Genomic DNA, 18,548 nt, shown 5'->3' on the forward strand with positions numbered 1-18,548 from the left:
CTCAGGGCGCGCCCCAGACGACACCGATGCTCAGCAGCACGCCGAAGGCCGCGAGGAATTTCGCCGTATCCGCGAGCACCGCGATCTGTTCGTGCGGATCGCCCGAACTCCCGAGCCGATGCGTCAACCGCATCGCCCAGGGCGCGAGCACCAATGGCAGCAGCACCGGCCAGCGCCAGCCGACCCACATCAACGCTGGCGCGCTCAACAAGGCCGCGAGCGCCGACAGCGCGTATTGCCAGAACGCGAACTTCCGGCCGAAACGCACGACCAGCGTGCGCTTGCCCGCCTTCGCGTCGGTTTCGACGTCGCGATAATTGTTCGCGACGAGAATGTTCGCCGCCAGCAAACCGACCGCTCCAGCCGCCAGCATCACCGGCGCCGTGATCGTGTGGGCCTGCACGTAGAACGTCGCACCGACCGCCACGAGACCGAAGAAGATGAACACGAACAGATCGCCGAGTCCGTTGTAGCCGAGCGGATACGGCCCGCCCGTATAGGCGATCGCGCAGACGATGCTCACGATGCCGATCGGCAAAAGAATCCAGCCGCCTTCCGCCACGAGCAGCAGCCCGACGGCGAACGCCGCCGCCAGCACGATCGTGGTCGCGAGCAGCATCGTGCGCGGCGACACCAGACCCGCCGCCACGGCGCGGCGCGGACCGACGCGCTCGTGCGTGTCGGCGCCTTGCACGAAATCGAAGTAGTCGTTCGCGAAGTTCGTGCCGATCTGCACGAGGAGCGAAAACACGAGGCAGATCGCTGCCCGCCCGACGCTCGCCGTGTGCGCGGCCGCAGCGAACGCCGTGCCGACGAGCACCGGAATCACGGCCGCCGGCAGGGTTTTCGGGCGCGCCGCTTCGAGCCAGACTTTCGCGGCCACGGCCATCTCACCAAGTGAGGTTGCGCCGGCGCGTGAAAACAACCATCGGCCGCTTGACCATCAGGCTCCAAATCACCGGCACGAGCAGGATGATCGTATTGAAGGCGGCGAGCCGTTGATCGTCGCCGAGGAAGAAATTGAACGGCAGCAAAGTCAGCGCATACGCGGCCACGAACATCCGCGGCGTCGGAATCACCGGGTTCACCGCACACACCAGCAGGAAGGCCAGCACCCCGGGATAGCCGTTGCCCATGCCGCTGCTCAGACCGGCGTAGAAGAAAATGGCGGCGAAAAACGTGATGCGCGCGCGCCAGCGCAGCGACTGGATCAGCACCCCGACAAACGTGACCGCGGCGCAAATCGCGAAGACCAGCATCGCCTGCTCCGGCTCGGCCTCGAAACTGAATCGCCACAGTGCCACCGCGCCCATGAAGCCGCGCAGCAAATCGAGGTAGTTGCGGTGATTCCGCAGTTCCCGTCCCAAGCGGACCGACTTGTCGTCCGGATCGTTCGCGCCGTCCTGCGCGAAGCGCTCCATCGTCTCGCGCTCCTTGCGTTTGTTGCGCCAGAGCTTGCCCAGGCGCATCCATTGACGAGGAAACCAGAGCGTCAGCAGAGCAAGAAGGAGATACGGCCAGTGGATGGTCATGCGGCGTGGTCGAACCGGATGGAGCCTCCGCGCTGTCGCGTTGTCAAACTCACTCCCGCTGAAGTTCGCGCTCCCACTCGGCGCAGCGCGCGAGGACGAGCTCGCGCTGCGCCTCCGGCTCGTCCGCCGGCAAACGCCCGCCCCACGCGCGCAGCCATTCCACGGCCTCGCGCCGCTGTCCGCTTCGCCACAGCAGCTCGCCGCAAATCCGGCCGGCATGCCACGGCGCTCCGACCATCTCGGCGGCGCGGCGGTAATAGGCCGCGGCTTCGCGGCTGTCGCGGCGCGCGTAGAGCGCGATGTTGCCCGCCTCGATCCACAACTCCGGCGAACGCCCCGGCGCGTGCTCCAGCACGGCCAGCGCCTCGCCCGCGAGTTCGGCGCGCCACGCCGCCTTCAGCGCCGACGGTGCCGTCGGCTGCTCTCGCTCCCGCCACTCGGGAAAATCGAAGGCGCGCATCCGCGCGGCGTTCACCCGGAAATAATCCGTCATCGGAGCCAGCGCCACCGCGAGCGTCGTCAGCTCGCGCGTCCGCGCCTCGTCGCGTTTTTCCCAGGCGAGATTCGCCTTCAACCAGCACCAATCCGCGGCGGCCGGCCACGCGATCGCCACCGGCTCATGCGCATCGCGCCACGCTCCCGTCGCCGCCCCGAAAACCGCGAGCGCCGCGAACGCCAGCAGCGGAACGTGCCGTTCAGAGATCACGGCGCGAAAAACACCAGCCGGCCAAAAAAATGTAGAGCGCGGCATACGCGGCCAGATATCCCAACGCGGAAGTCAGCGCGGCGGATTCGCCGATCGCGAGGTCAGGCACCAGCCAGCCCAACAACAACCAAGCTCCCTTCGCCGCGCCGGTCGCTTTCGCGGCCGCGAACGCGATCACCGGCGCCAACCGTCCCGCCAGCGCAGCGGCCAGCGTCAGAACCGCCGCGAGCAGCGGAGTCCGACTGATCGTCGCGAAAAACAGGCTCATCGCCGCCGTCACGAGCAGCGGCGCCAATTCCATCGCCAACGCACGCAGCGCCGTCCCCGTCGCCGCCGCATGACCGAGCAATGAAAAGAGTCCCGCACTCGCCCCACCGCACAGCACCGCGAGCCAACCGAGGACGATCGCGACCGCGATCGCCTGGGCGGCAATCACCGCCCCGCGTGCACCGCCATGCATCAGCACGATCGATGTCACGCGCGACTCGAGGCCAGAGAAAAACAGCGCCGGTCCCGCCAGCGCCGCCAGCACGCTCCCACTGAGCGCGAAGACCGCGGTGCCGTAATCGATCAGGAAAACCTGCTCTGCGGAGCCGAAATGAAATTCGCGCAACACGGCGCCGCCGACCATGAACGCCACCGCAGCCGCGCCCAGTCCCCACGCGACGCGCAAGCGCAGCGCCAGCGCGAGCCAGAACTGGACCAAAACCCAGAAGCGACGCCCCGCCCTCATGCTTCGCTCGCCTCCAGTTGGATTTGCTCCAGTCCGCCGCGCGCCGCCACCGCCGCACGGTCTCCCTCAAACACGAGCCGTCCGCGCTCCAACACGACGAATCGGTCGCACAGCTCCTCCAAGTGCGGCGCGTCGTGCGAGCTCAGCACGACCGTGCGCCCGGCCGCCCGCTGCGCGACGAGCAGGGATCGCACCTCGACTTGCGCCCGCACATCCAAGCCCGACGTCGGCTCGTCGAGCAGCAGCACCGCCGGATCGCGCAGCAGCGCCTGCGCAAGTCCGAGCCGCTGGCGCTGTCCCTTGGAAAGTTGCGCCGCCGCGCGCTCGGCCAGCGCGGACAGTCCCACTTGCGCGAGCGCACGTGCCGCCGCCTCTCTCGCCTCGCGCCGACTGCAACCGCCGATCATTGCCAAGCTCGCGAGGAACTCCGACGCCGCGACGAAGTCCGGCAAAATCGTTTCCTCCGGCAAATAGGCGACACGTCCCTCGCGCGCGGCCACGGCGGGCTTGCGCCCATCGACCTCGCAACTGCCGCTCGTCGCGTGGGCCAGACCCGCGCAAATCTTCAGCGTCGTGCTCTTGCCCGAGCCGTTCGCGCCGACCAGCGCACAGATCGTGCCGCGCGCCACGTGCAGCGTCACGCTGTCGAGCGCCCGCTGTGTCCGGCCGCGCCAATCCCCGGCGTAGCTTTTGGTCAGCCGCTCGATCCGCACGGCGGGCGCGAGGGAGGACATCGTCAGCGAATCGTGAAGCCGGAAAACTGCGCGACGCGCCGCCCCGCCGTCCGCTCCGTCTTCCGGATGTAACCCGCGAGATGCTCCTGCACGGCGCCGACGAACGCGGCCACCTCCGCCTTTTCCCCCTCGGCCTCGAGCTGCACGCGACCGTCCGGGAGATTGCGCACGAAGCCGGAGACCTCGAATCCCTTGGCCACCTGCAAGGTCTGATAACGGAAACCCACGCCCTGCACGTGACCGGAAAAGAAGACGCTCTCGTGATGCACCTCGGCCATTCGCGCGATGACACCGCGCCGGCGAATTCCCGGCAAATCGAAACCGGCTTAGAACGAGAATTTTAATTGCGCGAGCAAGGTCGCTGCGCACACTCCCGCCAGCGTCCTTCCAGACGCTCCTTTTTTTCAATGACCAATCAAGATTCCGACGGGATGTTCGAGAACGACTGGGAAGAACGCCGGGAGCTCTCGTGGACCGAAGCCGATTGGGAACAGTATCTGGCCGAGCACGAAACCGCGGTGCGCGACTACCTGAAACACTACGAGCAACTGCCCGCCGCCACGGATCGCATCGATGAAGTCGCCCGCCGCATGGGCTGGGACATGCAGCCGGAGGAAGCGACCGAGGGCGAGATCGACGCCGCCAACGCCACCGAAAACGACGAACCGGCATTCGACGAGGATTTCGATCTCTACACCGTCCACCGCAACCCGGTGCACATCGCCACCAAGGCCATCTACGTGAGCCTCGTCGCCAACTGGGAACGTGTCGCCTCCCACCCCGAGCGCATCCACCCCGCGGTCAGCCTGGCGGTGGCCGGCTCGCTCTACCGCGGCCGCGAGCACGCACTGCAGGCGGTCCAATCGCTCGACATGGGCGACTACGCGCTCGCCATCTGCTTCTTCAAACGCGCCCTCCGCGAACTCAACGACACGCTCGCCCGCCTCGGCGTCACGACCGACTCCGACGGCGGCCTGCTGCAGCGTTACCGCGAATACGCCATGCCGCGCCTGTTCGATCTCCGCGAGATCTGGCTGCGGGTCATGGCCGAGTGCCGCCACGCCGACAAGGGCGAGTAACCGCGCCACCGTTCCGCCCGCATCTTTCCCGCAGGCCTCACCGCACGTGAGGCCTTTTTATTGACCGCATTCGAATGCCGGAGGGCGCGGCTACCGCCGCGCCGGGAGACTCGCTTGCGCGATGAATTTCTTCGGCTCGACCGAAGCCGGACTCCTCAGCCTAAGAAACCGCGAACGTGCCGAGGCGCGCGACGCGCACCGTCCTGTCCCAGACGCGCGCCATGGCCCACCCTAGCGCAGCGACTTCCTCTTCGGTTTTCCGTAGCCACCGCGCGTTGATGACGGCGCAACCTTCACCGCGCCGCCCGACTTCAACGTCGCGATCTGATCGCGCAGCAACGCCGCCCGCTCGAACTCGAGTCGGTTCGCCGCTTCCTGCATCTCGTCCTCGAGCTCCGCGATGACCGCCGCGACATCGTCGACGCTCTCGGCCACGGCGGCCGCGTTGCGATCCGCTCCAGTGCCGTCGTAGACGTGCAAACTGGCCTGCGCGGCGCGTTTCACGCTGCGCGGCGTGATGCCGTGCACGGCGTTGTAGGCCATCTGTTTTTCGCGGCGGCGCTTCGTCTCGTCGATCGTGCGGCGAATCGATTCCGTGATGACGTCGGCGTAGAAGATCACCCGCCCCTTCTCGTGGCGCGCGGCACGGCCGGCGGTTTGGAGCAGGCTCGTTTCGCTGCGCAGGAAGCCTTCCTTGTCGGCGTCGAGGATCGCGACCAGCGCGACCTCCGGGAGGTCGAGCCCCTCGCGGAGCAAATTGATGCCGACGAGCACGTCGAAGTTGCCCTGGCGGAGATTGCGCAGGATTTCCACGCGTTCGAGGGCGTCGATGTCGGAGTGCAGATACTCCACGCGGATCTTCGCATCGCGCAGGTAGCTCGTGATGTCCTCGGAGAGCCGCTTGGTCAGCGTGGTGACGAGCACGCGCTCACCCTGCTCCACCGCGCGGCGGATTTCGCCGATCAGGTCCTCGACCTGCCCTTTCGTCGAGCGGAGCGAAATTTCCGGATCGAGCAGGCCGGTCGGACGAATCACCTGCTCCGCGACGACCGCGGAGCGCTCCATCTCAAACTTCGCCGGCGTCGCCGACACGTAGAGCGTCTGCCCGGTGATCTGCTGAAACTCCGGGAAAGCCTGCGGCCGGTTGTCGAGGGCCGATGGCAGGCGGAAACCGAAGTTCACCAGCGTCTGCTTGCGCGCGATGTCACCCGCATACATGCCGCCGATCTGTGAGACGGTCACGTGGCTCTCGTCGATGAACGTCAGAAAATCCTTCGGGAAAAAGTCGATCAGGCAGAACGGCCGCTCGCCGGGCTTTCGGCCGGTGAGGTGCAGCGAGTAGTTTTCGATGCCGTTGCAAAACCCCATTTCCTGCAGCATCTCGAGGTCGTAGGTCGTGCGCATCTTGATGCGCTGCGCCTCGAGGAATTTCTGTTCGCGCTCGAAGAGCGCCACGCGCTCCGTCAGCTCGCGCTTGATGCCGCTGATCGCGCCCTCGAGCCGGCCGCGCGAGGTGACGTATTGGTTGGCCGGGTAGAGATCGAATTGGTCGATCTTGCGCAGCACGGCGCCGCTCACCGGCTCGAATTCCGTCAGCGCCTCGATCTCGTCGCCGAAGAACTCCACGCGCAAACCGTGCTCGAGATAGGCGGGCATGACGTCCACCACGTCGCCGCGCACGCGAAACATGCCGCGCTTCAGCTCGTAGTCGTTCCGCTCGTAGAGATTGTCCACCAGTCGCTCGAGGAATTTCTGCCGCCCCATTTCCTCGCCGCGCCGGATCTGGATGCGCATCTCCGAAAACTCCTCGGGCGAACCGAGGCCGTAGATGCACGAGACGCTCGCCACCACGATCACATCGCGCCGGCTCACGAGCGAACTCGTCGTCGCGATGCGCATGCGCTCGATCTCCTCGTTGATCGACGAATCCTTTTCGATGTAGGTGTCGCTCGACGGCACGTAGGCCTCGGGCTGGTAGTAATCGTAGTAGCTGACGAAGTATTCGACCGCGTTCTCCGGGAAGAAATTCTTGAATTCCGAGTAGAGCTGCGCCGCCAGCGTCTTGTTGTGCGAGATGATCAGTGTCGGTCGGTCGAGCTGCGCGATGACGTTCGCCATCGTGAACGTCTTGCCCGAGCCCGTGACGCCGAGCAGCGTCTGATCGCGATTGCCCGCGCGCAGCGACGCGACGAGCTTCTCGATCGCCTGCGGCTGGTCGCCGGTCGGTTGGTATTCGGCGTGCAGTTTGAACAAGGGCATCGGAACAGGGCTAACCAAACTCAGGCGCGCGGCAAACGCTCAAAGACCGAAGATGCGCAACAGTCCATCGCGCAGGCTCGCCATCCACTTCCGTTGTTCCGCCGCCTCGCCCTTGGCGGAAGTTTGCTGGCAGAGGAACACGCCGGTCCCCTCGAAGAGGTCGTCGAACAGCGGATTCTGACCGCGGAAATACGCCCAAAACGTCTCCGCGCGCACCGGCCGGTAGGCCAGCCCCGGCGTGAAACCGATCGTCGCGTCCTGATTCGCCCGCCGTCCCGGCACCGGCATCCCGGGTTGCGCCGCGAGCGCTTCCGCGCGCACGCCGCGACTGCCGGCGAGCAGCAACGTGCACGGGCCGACGAACTCGAAATACCGAAACTGGCCAGTCGCCCACGATTGCAGCGTGAACAACCGCCAGTGCCGCCGAATCGCCGTCGCCTTGCGCCCGAGCGGTCCGATCAAGCCGGCAAGATAGCTCGGTCGCAGAACCAGGCTTGCCCCCGCCGGCACGGTGACGACCGCGAGCTCCACATGCGCGTCGTCCTGACTCGAAAACGTCGCGCGCAGCTTGGCCTCGGGCGCGGCATTGCGCATCTCGATCAATTCCTTCAACCCCGCCGCGAGACAAGTGAACGGCATGCTCCAGTCGAGCAGCCAGCGCGTGCGCTTGAGCAGTCCTTCGTCGGAGGCCTGGAGGAATTTCTCCTTCACCCACAACACGTCGCCCGGTTCCAGCACGACATCGATCGATGCGTCGCTGCCACGCACGACGACCGCCTCCGCCGCCGGCTCGCCGAGCCGCACCGGCGCCCGGCTGGAAATGAACGGCGCGACCACGAAATATGCCACCGCCCGCCCCAGCGGCGGTCCGAAAAACCAAATCGCGATGACCAGCAGCACATGTTTGCCGAACCGATCCCACGCCGCGTGCGCGTAGTGCATCACGCGCGACTTCTGACGCTCCGCCGCCTGCCGCTGCACCTCGAGTTTGCCGAGCGCGATTTCGAGGCCGTCCTTTTCCCATTGCGCGCGCTTCAGCGCCTCGCGCAGCGCCGCGACCTGATCGCGCGCCTCCTTCTCGGTCTGGCGGAGGCGGGCGAGACGTTCGTCGTTGAGCTTCACCTGCTCGGTGGAAGTGCCCAGCCGCGCGAAGCCGCTGTTCAGCGCGTCGAGTTCGGCCGCAAGACGGCTCGCTTCGGCGGCCCGTTGCTCGTTGCGCGCCACGTCGGCTTTCATGCCATCCGTGCGCACCTGCACATCGTGGAGAGCCTCGCGCAGCTTGCCGGCCTCACCGGTCAACACCCGGATGAGGTCCTGCCGGCGCAGATCGAAATCGACGTTGTCCCGCAGGTAGAGCCACAACCCAAACCCCGTCAGGCCAAGCACCAACAGCAGCAAGCCGAAGGTCAGCTTCTGCACGCACCACGACAAAAATCTCGCCAGCGCTCCCATAAATCACGGCCATTACTCTCGTAATAAGGCCTTTTCATTGAAGGGGCCGCCCGGCGGGAAGCCAATTGCTAAAGGGAACCCCGCCGACCATTGTCTCGTCCATTCGAACCCCGGCCCTCCGGCCAGAATCCTGTTATCCAATGTCCCTTGCCAAAAGCATCTACACCTCGCCTGTCTTTCTCCAGGCCTGTAATCAATTCGACGCTGCCGCCGACATCCTCGGCATGGAAGCGGGCGTGCGCGAGCGCACCAAAGTGCCGCGCCGCACGCTGACCGTCAGCCTCCCCGTCCGCATGGACGACGGCCGCGTGATGACCTTCGAAGGTTACCGCGTGCAGCACAACATCTCCACCGGTCCCGCCAAAGGCGGCATCCGCTTCCACCAGGACGTCTCGCTCGGCGAAGTCGCCGCCCTCGCCATGTGGATGAGCTGGAAATGCTCCCTCGTCGGCCTGCCCTTCGGCGGCGCCAAGGGCGGCGTGGTCGTCAATGCCCGCGACATGTCCACCGGCGAACTCGAGCGCCTGTCCCGCCGTTACATGCAGGAAATCGCGACCTTCATCGGACCGAACCTCGACATCCCGGCACCCGACGTCGGCACCAACGAACAGGTCATGGCGTGGATGATGGACACCTATTCCAACCACGTCGGCCACTACGACCCGGGCGTCATCACCGGCAAACCCATCGCGCTCGGCGGCTCCCTCGGCCGGCGCGAGGCCACCGGCGAAGGCGTCGCCTGGTTCACCAAGGCCTACCTCACCGACCTCGGCATCAAGCCCGCCGACACCACCGTGATCATCCAGGGCTTCGGCAACGTCGGCAGCGAGACCGCCCTCGCCCTCGCCGCATGGGGTGCGAAAGTCATCGGCATCTCCGACTTCACCGGCGGCATCTACAACCAGGCCGGCATCAACCTGAAGGACGCCCTCGCCTACGCCGCCACCAACAAATCCCTCCAAGGCTACAAGGGCGGCGCCTCGCTCACGAACGACGAACTCCTCGTGCAGCCCTGCACCGTCCTCATCCCCGCCGCCCTCGAACGCGTCATCACCGAAAAGAACGCCGGCCAGCTCAAGTGCCGCGTCATCGCCGAAGGCGCCAACGGCCCGACGACCAACGAAGCCGACAAGATCCTCGCCGAGCGCGGCGACATCGAGCTCATCCCCGACGTGCTCTGCAACTCCGGCGGTGTCATCGTCTCCTACTTCGAGTGGCTGCAAAACCAGTCCGCCTATTACTGGTCGAAGGAGGAAGTCTTCGAGAAACTCCACCGCATGCTCGCCAAGGCGAAGGCGTCCGTCGACGAGACGAAGGCCAAATACAAGTGCTCGCGCCGCACCGCCGCCCTCGTGCTCGGCATCGCCCGCGTCGCCGAAGCCAAGGCCAAGCGCGGCCTGTTCCCGTAAGCAGCCGTTCGCCAAGTAGCGCCGGTCTCCGACCGGCGAAAGCCATTCCGCCCGCGGTCAAAAGCCGCGGGCTTTTCATGATCTGTAGGCAGCGCGCTTGCGCGCGCCCCAGCTGTGGGAACCTCCTGGCAGGCGATTCGAGACGCCCGCCAACCGTTCACGTGCCTATCGCCTGCAAGCAGGCTCCCACAGCAAAGCAAAGCCGCGCCCTCACCGCGCCGCCGCCGCGAACAGCGCCTTGCGCGTCGCCGCGTCCCGCTTCCGGTCCGTGCGCACCTCGAGCACGCGCACGCCGCGCGACGGCAGCTTCGCAAGCAACCGTTCGAAATGCCGCCAGTCGCGCACCAGCGTGTGACCGACACCATACGTCGCACACAGCTTGGCGAAATCGACCGACTGCGGCGTCGCGAAGAACCGCTCGAACGGCGGCTCGAATTGCGCCACCGGCAAATGTCCGAAAATGCCACCGCCGTCGTTGTTGATCAGCACCACCGTCAGGCTGCCGCGCAGCTCACGCGCGAGCAGAAAGCCGTTCGTGTCGTGCAACAGCGCGAGATCGCCCGTCACGAGCACGGTCGGCGCGCCACGATGCGCCAGGCCAATCGCCGTCGACAGCGTGCCGTCGATTCCATTCGCGCCGCGATTGCAGTGCACAGCGTGGCCGCAATCGTTGGCCGGCCAGAGATATTCCGCATCACGCACCGGCATCGAATTGGCAAACATCACCGTCGCGTCCTTCGGCAGCGCGCGCGGCAACAGCGCCATCGCCTGCCCTTCAAAAATCCCCTCGGCCTCCGCCAGACCGCGACGCAACCGACCCTCGACCCGACGCTCGAGCTCGCTCCAACGGCGCGCCCAATCGCGCGACGCCGGCCGAGCCCGCACCTTCGCCACGAAGCTCGCCACGTCCGAGCGAACCACGCGGGTCGCACTGTGCAGAGCATCGGGATTGTCGGTGCGCGTCGTCACGAAGGTCACGGGCACATCGCCCGCCTGCAGCCATTGCCGCAGCGGTTTGCTCGTCGGCCAGTCGTGCAGGCAGACCACGTGCGATGGTTGCAATTCCTTCGCCCATTCCGCCGAGCGCGCGATGACGTCGTAGCGCGTGATCAATCCGGGCACCAGCGCCGCGAAATTCCGCAGCGGCGACAGCGCGTCCGCCAGCACCGGCCAGCCCAGTCGCTTCGCCAGCTTGCCGACCACTCGCGCGTAAGCCGCCGCGTCCGTCACACGCAACTGCCCGGCGACGATCACGCCGCGTCCACCAAGCGAGACCGCCTTGTCGGCCGTCGCGGCTGCCGCCGGCGCCTCGAGATGCGCGAAAAACTTCTCCCCGATTCCGCCCTTCAGTGCTTCCGCGCTTTCATCCTTGACCGGCGGCAACGGATCGCGGAACGGCGCGTTCAAGTGCACCGGCCCACCTACCGGCCACTGCGAACGTTCGACAGCGTGCGTCACCGTCTGCCGCAAGTAGCGCAGCATCGCCACGCTCGCCTCCGGCACGCACAGCTCGTGGTAGAAATTCACGTAGCCGCCGAACAACTTCTGCTGGTCAATCGTCTGCCCTGAGCGACACTCGCGCATCTCCGGCGGACGATCCGCCGTGATCACGATGAGTGGCACGCCGCTCTCGCGCGCCTCGATGATCGCCGGGAAGTAGTTGGCGCCCGCCGTGCCGCTCGTGCACAGGAGCACGACCGGACGATGCGATTGCCGCGCCAGCCCCAGGGCGAAGAACGCCGCCGAGCGCTCGTCGAGCACCGGGATCGCCTCGAACGCGGGATGCGCCGCGAATTGCACCGTAAGCGGCGTCGAGCGCGAGCCGGGCGAGATCACCGCCTGCCGCACGCCGAGCCGCGCCAGCGTCTCGACCAGCACGCTGCCCCAGAGCGAATTCACATTGCGGAAATCGAGAGCGAGCTTCTGCACGACTGTTTTGAAACCACGAATGGACACGAATGAACACCAATAATTCACGAGGCCGAGCATTCGTGTCTATTCGTGTTCATTCGTGGTTAACTTTCCGTCAGAGCCTCGATCAGGGCGCGGAACTTCAGCTCGGTTTCGGCGAACTCCTTCTCCGGATCGGAACCAGCCACGATGCCGGCACCGGCATAAGCCGTCGCTGTGCAGCCATCGACCAGCGCCGAGCGCAGGCCGACGAAGAACTCGCCGCCGCCGCGATGATCGACCCAGCCGCAGGTGCCCGCGTAGAGCCCGCGCGCGAACGGCTCCAGCTGCGCGATGGCCGGCACGGCGCGCTCGCGCGGCGTGCCTCCGACCGCCGGCGTCGGATGCAGGCGAGCCACGAGATCGAGAATGTGCACCTCTGCGGGCAGCGTCGCGCTGATCGGCGTGTGCAGGTGCTGGACGTTGGCCAGGCCGAGCAGGCGCGGCTGCGCGGCATGTTCCAGCTGGATGCCAAGGTCGGCCAAGCGGCGTCCGATCGCGGCGATGACGAAGCGGTGCTCGCGCAGCTCCTTGTCGTCCTGCGCCAGCGCCCGGGCCAGCGCGGCATCTTCGCTGGCGGATTTACCGCGCGGTGCCGAGCCCGCGAGCGCTTCGGTGTGCATGCGGCCCTCGGTCACGCGCACGAGCCGCTCCGGCGAGGCGCCGATGAAACTTTGCCCACGGCCATTCGCGACCGAGAAGGCGTAGCAGCCCGCATAACGCTGGCGCAGATGATTCAATACGCCGAGCGGATGAAACGGCTCGGCGGTCGTCAGCCGCTGCGCGCGCGCCAGCACGATCTTCTCGTAGTCGCCGCGCGCGATGCCTTCGAGCCCGGCCGCGACCGCGCGCTGATAAGCGCCGGCGCCGCCAATTTCCTCGATCTGTTTCGGCGCGGACGGACGTTCGCGGTTGCGGGCCGAGGAATAGTCGAACGACCGGAACTTCGCGTGCGCCTTCGCAACCTTGGCCGTGACGAGGTCGAGCGGCAGCTCGGGTGTGATGACGAGGTTGGCCACCGCGACCGAGCCATCCCCACGCCGCGACACCTGCCAGCGCGGCACGAACACCCGCAAGGCCGGAAACGGCGCCCCGCCCGCCGCCTCGTCGGCGAAACCGGCCGCGACGAAGAAATGCGGTCCCGCGAACACCTCATCGAGCGGGCCAACGGCAATCGTCTGCGAGAGCGTTTGCGCAATGAATTCCTTGGCCGCCGCGAAACGCGACGGGCCGTGCGCTTCGAACGACAGCACCGCCTCCGCACCGGCCACGGCGAAACCCGAGCCGGGGCGCTCGATGTAGAAATGCGGCTCGCTCTCCTCGAAGATCGATTCGAGCACAGCGAGCGGATCGAGGCTCTCGACCGCCACGCTGATGCTCACGAGCTGCGGCCGACCGGCGACGCGCGCGCGCTCGGCACAGTCGCCCAAGAAAGCCCGCAGCGCCTCCGGGGTGGAGTTCGTCGTGGGGTTAATCGGGAGAATAGTCATGACGCCGCTAATTCCGAGGTGGTCGTCGACGTCCCCGGCGACGACACGTTGCGGCCATCATTCGCGCTGCAAGTCGCCGTCGGGGACGACGGCGACCACCTCACGCGCGCGCGATCGACATTCATGCGAACGTGTCAGCCCTTCTTCTCTGTCGCCGGCTTCGGGAACAGGATGTCCACCGCACCGAGCTTCGCGCCGGCGAGGCGACCGCCCCACTCCAGTTCACCTTCCCACTGCGCGAGCGGCGGCAGGGCAAGACCGGTGCGGATCTTGTCGACCGCGGACGGCATCACCGGCCAGAGCAGCGCCGAGCCGAGGCGGAGCGCCTCGGCGATGGTCGCGAGCGTCGTGCGGAGCTGCGCTTGCGCCGCAGGCGACGGATCCTTGGCGAGCTTCCACGGCGCGCGCTTCTCGATGTAGGCATTCGTCGCGGTGATGAACTGCATCGCGCGTTCCAGAGCGATATGGAACTGGAAGCCGTCGCACAGCGTGAGGAACTCGTCGCGCGTCTTCGGCCACAGCGCCTGCAACTCGCGCTCGGGGTCCTCGGTGACTTCGAATGTCGGCACGACGCCCGCGGCGAAGCGCGTCGTCATGTTCAGCGTGCGGTTGACGAGATTGCCGAGACTGTTCGCGAGCTCGCTGTTGTAGCGGACGAGAAATTGCTCCTGCGAGAAGTCCGCATCCATGCCGACCGTCATCTCGCGCACGAGGAAGTAGCGGAGCGAGTCGACGTTCCAGGCTTTGGTGAACTCGACCGGGTCGACGAAATTGCCGGTGCTCTTGGACATCTTGGCGCCATTGATCGACCACCAGCCGTGCACTAGCAGGCCCTTCGGCGGCGGCAGGCCGAGCGCGTGCAGCATGATCGGCCAGTAGATGCCGTGGGCCGGGATGAGGATGTCCTTGCCGATGACGTTGTAGTCGGCGGGCCAGTGACCGTTGTCCTTCACCGCGGTGTAGTAGTTGAGCAGAGCGTCGAACCACACGTAGGTGACGTAGTTCTCGTCGAACGGCAGCGGGATGCCCCACTCGAGGCGTTCCTTCGGGCGCGAGATGCAGAGGTCGTTCAGCGGCTCGCTGAGGAACTCGAGGAGCGACTTGCGACGGTGCGCCGGGAACACGAAGTCCTCGTGCGCCGTGATGTAGTCGATCAGCCACTGCTGATAGGAGCGCAGCTTGAAGAAGTAATTGCTCTCGGTGATCTCGGTGACTTCCCCGAAAATTTCCGGCCACTTGCCGTCGGGGCCGCGGTCCTTCTCTTGCAGGAACTGCTCCTGACGGGTCGAATAGAAGCCCTGGTATTCGTGTTTGTAGATCTCGCCCTTGTCGAAGAGCTGCTGCAGGCAATCGCGCACGACCTGCTTGTGGCGCGGTTCGGTGGTGCGGATGAAGTCGTTGTTGGAGAGATTGAGAAGCTTCGCGAGCTGGACGAATTCCGCCGCGGTCTCGTCGACGAACTGCTGCGTCGGCACGCCCTTGGCGCGTGCGCTTTGCTGGATTTTTTGGCCGTGTTCGTCGGTGCCGGTGAGGAAGAAGACGTCCTGACCCTGCATTCGCTTGGTGCGCGCGATGACGTCGGACAGCACCTTTTCGTAGGCGTGGCCGAGATGCGGCGAGCCGTTGACGTAGTCAATGGCGGTGGTCAGGTAGAACGACTTCATGCAAAGAACGGTCAAAGTAGTGGTCGGGACCCGTTTGTCGAAGATTTTGACGGGACTCGCGGACCGGGCTAAGACAGCTTCGCAAACGCCTTCATGAGTCCCCTCGCCCGCGCGCTGCTGCTTTCAATCACCCTCGTCGGAGTGTTCCTCGTCGCGGCGTTTTCGTTGCAGGCGTGGTGGCTGCGAGAAGAAGCTGCTGCGAGAAGTGAGGCAGGTGATCGACTGGGCACCGCATTGATTTCAGTGCTGAGCCTATCGCCACGTCCGCCGGAACAATGGGATGAAGTCTATCGCAAGAATCTCAGCGCACTGGTGCAGGCAGACGTCCAACTGCACCAGCGCCCGATCGGACCGCCCGTCGGGCGTGATGTGCCTTTCTACTCCACGAGCCTCGGTGCCTATCCAGGCTGGCACGTGAGTGCGACTGGCAGTCCGCCGGCATTTGAGAAACTCCGCCGCTTTCACCGTTGGATTCTGGCGACCACGATCCTGCTGGCCTTGCTCCTCGGCTCGATCCCGCTCGCGCTGGCTGTGCTGAACTCGCGACAGTCACCCGAGCGCGACACCCGCGCGCCGTGGCGCCGCGACGCGGCGGGCCTCGAGCAATTCGCCCGTCTCACCGTCGAGCGCGGCACGGCTCTGGAAAAGGAGCACGACGCCCGCCGGCGCGCCGAGGAGGACCTGCAAGTCAGCCGCACGCTGCTCGACCGCTCGCTCGAGGAGCGCATCAAACTCGGCCGCGAACTCCACGACAACATGAGCCAGACGCTCTACGCCGTGAGTCTCGCCCTCGAAAGCGTGCGCAAGAAAATGACCGCGGCCCCCGCCATCGAAGAGCGGCTCGATCAGTGCGTCGTCGAGTTGCGCCGGCTGAATCAGGAAGTCCGCGCCTACATCCGCGAGCTCGAGCCGGACAATCTCCGCCGCGAGTCTTTCCCGATCGCGCTCGCCTCCACGCTCAAAGGCATCGTGCCCGACCATGTCTCGGTCGAGCAGCGCTTTGATCCCGCGGCGCTCGAACTGATCCCCGCCGAGCACGCCTCTGAACTCGTCAACATCGTCCGCGAAGCCGTGAGCAACAGCGTGCGCCACGGCCGCGCTCAGCGCATCACCCTCCGCGCCGCGCACGACGCCGGAGCGCTCGCCCTCGCAATCGCCGATGACGGCGCCGGCTTCGCCGCCAGCCAAACCGGCTCCGGCGGCCACGGCCTCGCCAACATGCGCGCGCGCGCCGCCGCGCTCGGCGGCACGTTGCACGTCGAGTCCGCTCCCGGAAAAGGCACTCGCGTCCTCCTCACGTTGCCCCTCGCCTCCCCTCCCTCCGCATGAACGCCGCCCCTGTCCGCCGCATCCGCGTCCTGCTCGTCGACGACAGCCCGTTGATTCGCCTCGGCCTGCGCGCCGCGCTCGAAGACCGTGCCGACATCGAGATCGTGGGCGAGGAAGGCACGGCCACCGCCGGGGTCGCCGCCGCCGAGCGGCTGAAGCCCGACCTCGTGCTGCTCGACTTGCGCCTGCCCGACAAACCGGGCTTCGCCGCCTGTCGCGAGATTTCCGACCGCCTGCCGACCGTGCGCGTGCTCATCCTTACCTCCGCGACCGATGAGCGAAACGTCCAGCAAGCCATCGCGGCGGGCGCCTACGGTTACCTGCTCAAGGACAACGACAGCGCCACGCTCGCGGCCGCAATTCTCCAAGTCGCCTCCGGTCGCTCCGTCCTCGACCCGACCCTCGCGGGCCAAGTCGTGAGCCTCGTGCGCCGCGGCCCCGAGCTCAGCGCCGCCGACAAGATCAAGTTGCTCTCGTTCCAGGAGCAGCGAGTCGTGGCCCTCCTCACCGAAGGCAAAACCAACAAGGAAATCGGCGACGCCCTCAATCTCACGGAGAAGACCGTGAAGAACTACCTCGCAACGATTTTCGACAAGCTCGGCATCCAGCGCCGCGCGCAAGCCGCCGCGCTTTTTACCGAAGCGCAGCGCGAGCAGCTCTGACCTGTCGCTGCCCACGGCAGCAGGCATTTTACACCCAGAGAGGCGTTAGCCTCTAGCCGGACGGGAGTCTTCTGCCGTGAGCCTAAGGCCATATCGGCTTCATGCCGGTGCAGGCATAATGGCCGCATGCCAACAAAGCCTTTGTCCGTCGCCCGCCACCGCAGCCGCCGCGGCCTGACGCTGGTTGAGACGATGTTCGCCATGACTCTCATGGCCACCACGCTTCTCGGCTTTCTCGGGGCGTTCATCCAATCGCGTCGCGTCACCGAGTCCAGCGTGCTGCACGCCGCCGCGACGAGTTTGGTCTACGGCATCGTCGAACAAATCAAAACCTTCGACTACACGACCCTCGTTCCCAGCACCGCCACTGATGCCGATCAGGCCACCTATGATGCCTTCCCTGGCTCCGGCAAAGCCGCGCCCTACATCCGGGTTCGCCTCAATCAGGACCAAGTCACCTGGCTTCAGTGCAAGACCACCGGCGGTGCACCCACGACTCGGCCGGCGGACACGGCCACGGCGACGAGCCTCGACGTCCCCGACAACATCATCGGCCCGCTCGCACTTTCAAGCGTCAGCGGCACCTCGTCGCAACCGCTCACCCTCCACCTCTGGATGTGGATCGACGAGATCCCCGACGTCACGCGCGACGTCAGCGACGTGAAGAAAATCACCCTCGTCTACTCCTACACCTACGTCGACGGCGCGCGCACGCGCACCGCGATCGACCGCGAAGTGTTCCTCCGCACGCGCTTCGACCAATGAAAACTTCCCCGTCTCCCGTTTCCAGCCGCGCGTCCCGCTCGCCCTCTCGCTCCACACGCGGCTTCACCCTCGTCGAAGCGCTCATCTCGATGACCATCGTCGGCATGGCGATGGGCGGCGCCATGAGCATCTTCGTCATGGGACTGAAAGTCATGTATCGCGACACCGAGCGCCTCGCGACCAATGCTTCGCTCCGCTACTTCATCGCCCAGATGTCGAAGGAGACGCTCGACTCCACCGAGTTCTACGTCTTCCCGAATTACCAGGCGCTCGACGGCAGCGTGAACCTCGCGACGGACGTCTCGACCCTCCAATCCGACGCTTACGGCACACAGCTCGCGTATGGCGATTGCGTCGTCCTCGTGTCGCGCGTCGACACCGACGACAACACCTCAAACGTCCGCCAATTCCGCATCTATTACCGCGTCGCCGCCGACACGAGCGTGCGCGCGCCGATCCGTTATTACGAGAGTCAGGACTACGGCGCCACCGGCACCCCCAGTCCAATCACGACGCTGCTCAACACCGTCAACCTCCGCACCACACCCGCGATCACCCGCTCGCGTCAGATCGTCGGCAGCACGCGCGGTCGCCTCCAAGCCGGCTCCAATCCCGCCTACTACTACCCGATCTTCGCGACCGAGACCGACGCCGACACGCCCACGAACTACAGCGTCTCCGTGAACGTCGAGGTCATCAACGGCACCGCGACCAACAACCTGCTCTCCAGCTCCAGCTTCAACTACACGATCTCCCCGCGGAAATGATCCCCATGCACACGCCC

At 66.0% G+C, this 18,548-nt stretch carries 17 protein-coding genes; 6 read left to right on the forward strand and 11 right to left on the reverse strand.

Going from position 1 to position 18,548, the window contains the following annotated elements:
* Nucleotide 1: 1 nt before the first annotated feature.
* From KF715_01875 to KF715_01900, 6 genes are all read right to left on the reverse strand, one after another.
* Entirely contained in the window at nt 2-889 is an 888-nt protein-coding gene (locus tag KF715_01875; GenBank protein ID MBX3735411.1) for a 1,4-dihydroxy-2-naphthoate polyprenyltransferase, read from the reverse strand.
* Nucleotide 890: 1 nt separating this feature from the next.
* Nucleotides 891-1,532 (reverse strand): hypothetical protein, encoded by a 642-nt coding sequence (locus KF715_01880; GenBank protein ID MBX3735412.1) that lies wholly within the window; start codon nt 1,530-1,532, stop codon nt 891-893.
* A 49-nt stretch (nt 1,533-1,581) separates the two neighbouring features.
* The gene (locus KF715_01885) at nt 1,582-2,238 is read right to left on the reverse strand and encodes a hypothetical protein (GenBank protein ID MBX3735413.1); all 657 of its coding nucleotides are present in this window, start codon (nt 2,236-2,238) and stop codon (nt 1,582-1,584) included.
* Nucleotides 2,228-2,869, reverse strand: coding sequence for a hypothetical protein (locus tag KF715_01890; GenBank protein MBX3735414.1), 642 nt, complete (start codon nt 2,867-2,869; stop codon nt 2,228-2,230). The genes KF715_01885 and KF715_01890 overlap by 11 nt, the downstream gene beginning before the upstream one ends.
* A 98-nt stretch (nt 2,870-2,967) precedes the next feature.
* Nucleotides 2,968-3,705, reverse strand: a complete 738-nt coding sequence (locus KF715_01895; GenBank protein MBX3735415.1) for an ABC transporter ATP-binding protein — start codon at nt 3,703-3,705, stop codon at nt 2,968-2,970.
* Between the two features lie 2 nt (nt 3,706-3,707).
* Nucleotides 3,708-3,983, reverse strand: coding sequence for an acylphosphatase (locus tag KF715_01900; protein ID MBX3735416.1), 276 nt, complete (start codon nt 3,981-3,983; stop codon nt 3,708-3,710).
* 129 nt (nt 3,984-4,112) lie between these two features.
* Here KF715_01900 and KF715_01905 point away from each other — a divergent pair, with 129 nt between their 5' ends.
* Entirely contained in the window at nt 4,113-4,784 is a 672-nt protein-coding gene (locus KF715_01905; GenBank protein ID MBX3735417.1) for a hypothetical protein, read from the forward strand.
* A gap of 231 nt (nt 4,785-5,015) precedes the next feature.
* On the opposite strand, the gene uvrB is transcribed toward KF715_01905, so the two are convergent.
* Entirely contained in the window at nt 5,016-7,043 is a 2,028-nt protein-coding gene (gene uvrB, locus KF715_01910; protein MBX3735418.1) for an excinuclease ABC subunit UvrB, read from the reverse strand.
* A 39-nt stretch (nt 7,044-7,082) separates the two neighbouring features.
* A complete protein-coding gene (locus tag KF715_01915) occupies nt 7,083-8,462 on the reverse strand; it encodes a hypothetical protein (protein MBX3735419.1) in 1,380 nt (459 codons plus the stop codon).
* 173 nt (nt 8,463-8,635) lie between these two features.
* Between KF715_01915 and KF715_01920 the strand changes: the two genes are divergently transcribed.
* A complete protein-coding gene (locus KF715_01920; protein ID MBX3735420.1) occupies nt 8,636-9,904 on the forward strand; it encodes a Glu/Leu/Phe/Val dehydrogenase in 1,269 nt (422 codons plus the stop codon).
* A 210-nt stretch (nt 9,905-10,114) separates the two neighbouring features.
* Here the strand turns inward: KF715_01920 and menD are convergent, their stop codons facing one another.
* From menD to metG, 3 genes are all read right to left on the reverse strand, one after another.
* Nucleotides 10,115-11,893 (reverse strand): 2-succinyl-5-enolpyruvyl-6-hydroxy-3-cyclohexene-1-carboxylic-acid synthase, encoded by a 1,779-nt coding sequence (gene menD / locus KF715_01925; protein ID MBX3735421.1) that lies wholly within the window; start codon nt 11,891-11,893, stop codon nt 10,115-10,117.
* Between the two features lie 26 nt (nt 11,894-11,919).
* Nucleotides 11,920-13,344, reverse strand: coding sequence for an isochorismate synthase (locus KF715_01930; GenBank protein ID MBX3735422.1), 1,425 nt, complete (start codon nt 13,342-13,344; stop codon nt 11,920-11,922).
* Nucleotides 13,345-13,478: 134 nt separating this feature from the next.
* Nucleotides 13,479-15,008 (reverse strand): methionine--tRNA ligase, encoded by a 1,530-nt coding sequence (gene metG, locus KF715_01935; GenBank protein MBX3735423.1) that lies wholly within the window; start codon nt 15,006-15,008, stop codon nt 13,479-13,481.
* Nucleotides 15,009-15,101: 93 nt separating this feature from the next.
* Between metG and KF715_01940 the strand changes: the two genes are divergently transcribed.
* The 4 genes from KF715_01940 to KF715_01955 all read left to right on the forward strand — a co-directional run bounded on the left by KF715_01940 (nt 15,102) and on the right by KF715_01955 (nt 18,531).
* Nucleotides 15,102-16,337 (forward strand): sensor histidine kinase, encoded by a 1,236-nt coding sequence (locus tag KF715_01940; protein MBX3735424.1) that lies wholly within the window; start codon nt 15,102-15,104, stop codon nt 16,335-16,337.
* Nucleotides 16,334-16,999, forward strand: a complete 666-nt coding sequence (locus KF715_01945) for a response regulator transcription factor (protein ID MBX3735425.1) — start codon at nt 16,334-16,336, stop codon at nt 16,997-16,999. The genes KF715_01940 and KF715_01945 overlap by 4 nt, the downstream gene beginning before the upstream one ends.
* A 126-nt stretch (nt 17,000-17,125) precedes the next feature.
* Nucleotides 17,126-17,764: a hypothetical protein gene (locus KF715_01950; protein ID MBX3735426.1), complete on the forward strand. Its 639-nt coding sequence runs from the start codon at nt 17,126-17,128 to the stop codon at nt 17,762-17,764.
* A complete protein-coding gene (locus KF715_01955; GenBank protein MBX3735427.1) occupies nt 17,761-18,531 on the forward strand; it encodes a prepilin-type N-terminal cleavage/methylation domain-containing protein in 771 nt (256 codons plus the stop codon). Before KF715_01950 ends, KF715_01955 begins: the two co-directional genes overlap by 4 nt.
* Nucleotides 18,532-18,548: the final 17 nt, after the last annotated feature.

It is taken from the genome of Candidatus Didemnitutus sp. (assembly GCA_019634575.1).
Lineage (GTDB): Bacteria > Verrucomicrobiota > Verrucomicrobiia > Opitutales > Opitutaceae > Didemnitutus.

Coding starts and splice junctions, on each gene's coding strand:
- KF715_01875 (MBX3735411.1), bottom strand. CDS start 889: ATGGCCGTGGCCGCGAAAGTCTGGCTCGAAGCGGCGCGCCCGAAAACC.
- KF715_01880 (MBX3735412.1), bottom strand. CDS start 1,532: ATGACCATCCACTGGCCGTATCTCCTTCTTGCTCTGCTGACGCTCTGG.
- KF715_01890 (MBX3735414.1), bottom strand. CDS start 2,869: ATGGTCGGCGGCGCCGTGTTGCGCGAATTTCATTTCGGCTCCGCAGAG.
- KF715_01895 (MBX3735415.1), bottom strand. CDS start 3,705: ATGTCCTCCCTCGCGCCCGCCGTGCGGATCGAGCGGCTGACCAAAAGC.
- KF715_01900 (MBX3735416.1), bottom strand. CDS start 3,983: ATGGCCGAGGTGCATCACGAGAGCGTCTTCTTTTCCGGTCACGTGCAG.
- KF715_01905 (MBX3735417.1), top strand. CDS start 4,113: ATGACCAATCAAGATTCCGACGGGATGTTCGAGAACGACTGGGAAGAA.
- uvrB (MBX3735418.1), bottom strand. CDS start 7,043: ATGCCCTTGTTCAAACTGCACGCCGAATACCAACCGACCGGCGACCAG.
- KF715_01920 (MBX3735420.1), top strand. CDS start 8,636: ATGTCCCTTGCCAAAAGCATCTACACCTCGCCTGTCTTTCTCCAGGCC.
- menD (MBX3735421.1), bottom strand. CDS start 11,893: ATGCTCGGCCTCGTGAATTATTGGTGTTCATTCGTGTCCATTCGTGGT.
- KF715_01930 (MBX3735422.1), bottom strand. CDS start 13,344: ATGACTATTCTCCCGATTAACCCCACGACGAACTCCACCCCGGAGGCG.
- metG (MBX3735423.1), bottom strand. CDS start 15,008: ATGAAGTCGTTCTACCTGACCACCGCCATTGACTACGTCAACGGCTCG.
- KF715_01940 (MBX3735424.1), top strand. CDS start 15,102: ATGAGTCCCCTCGCCCGCGCGCTGCTGCTTTCAATCACCCTCGTCGGA.
- KF715_01945 (MBX3735425.1), top strand. CDS start 16,334: ATGAACGCCGCCCCTGTCCGCCGCATCCGCGTCCTGCTCGTCGACGAC.
- KF715_01950 (MBX3735426.1), top strand. CDS start 17,126: ATGCCAACAAAGCCTTTGTCCGTCGCCCGCCACCGCAGCCGCCGCGGC.
- KF715_01955 (MBX3735427.1), top strand. CDS start 17,761: ATGAAAACTTCCCCGTCTCCCGTTTCCAGCCGCGCGTCCCGCTCGCCC.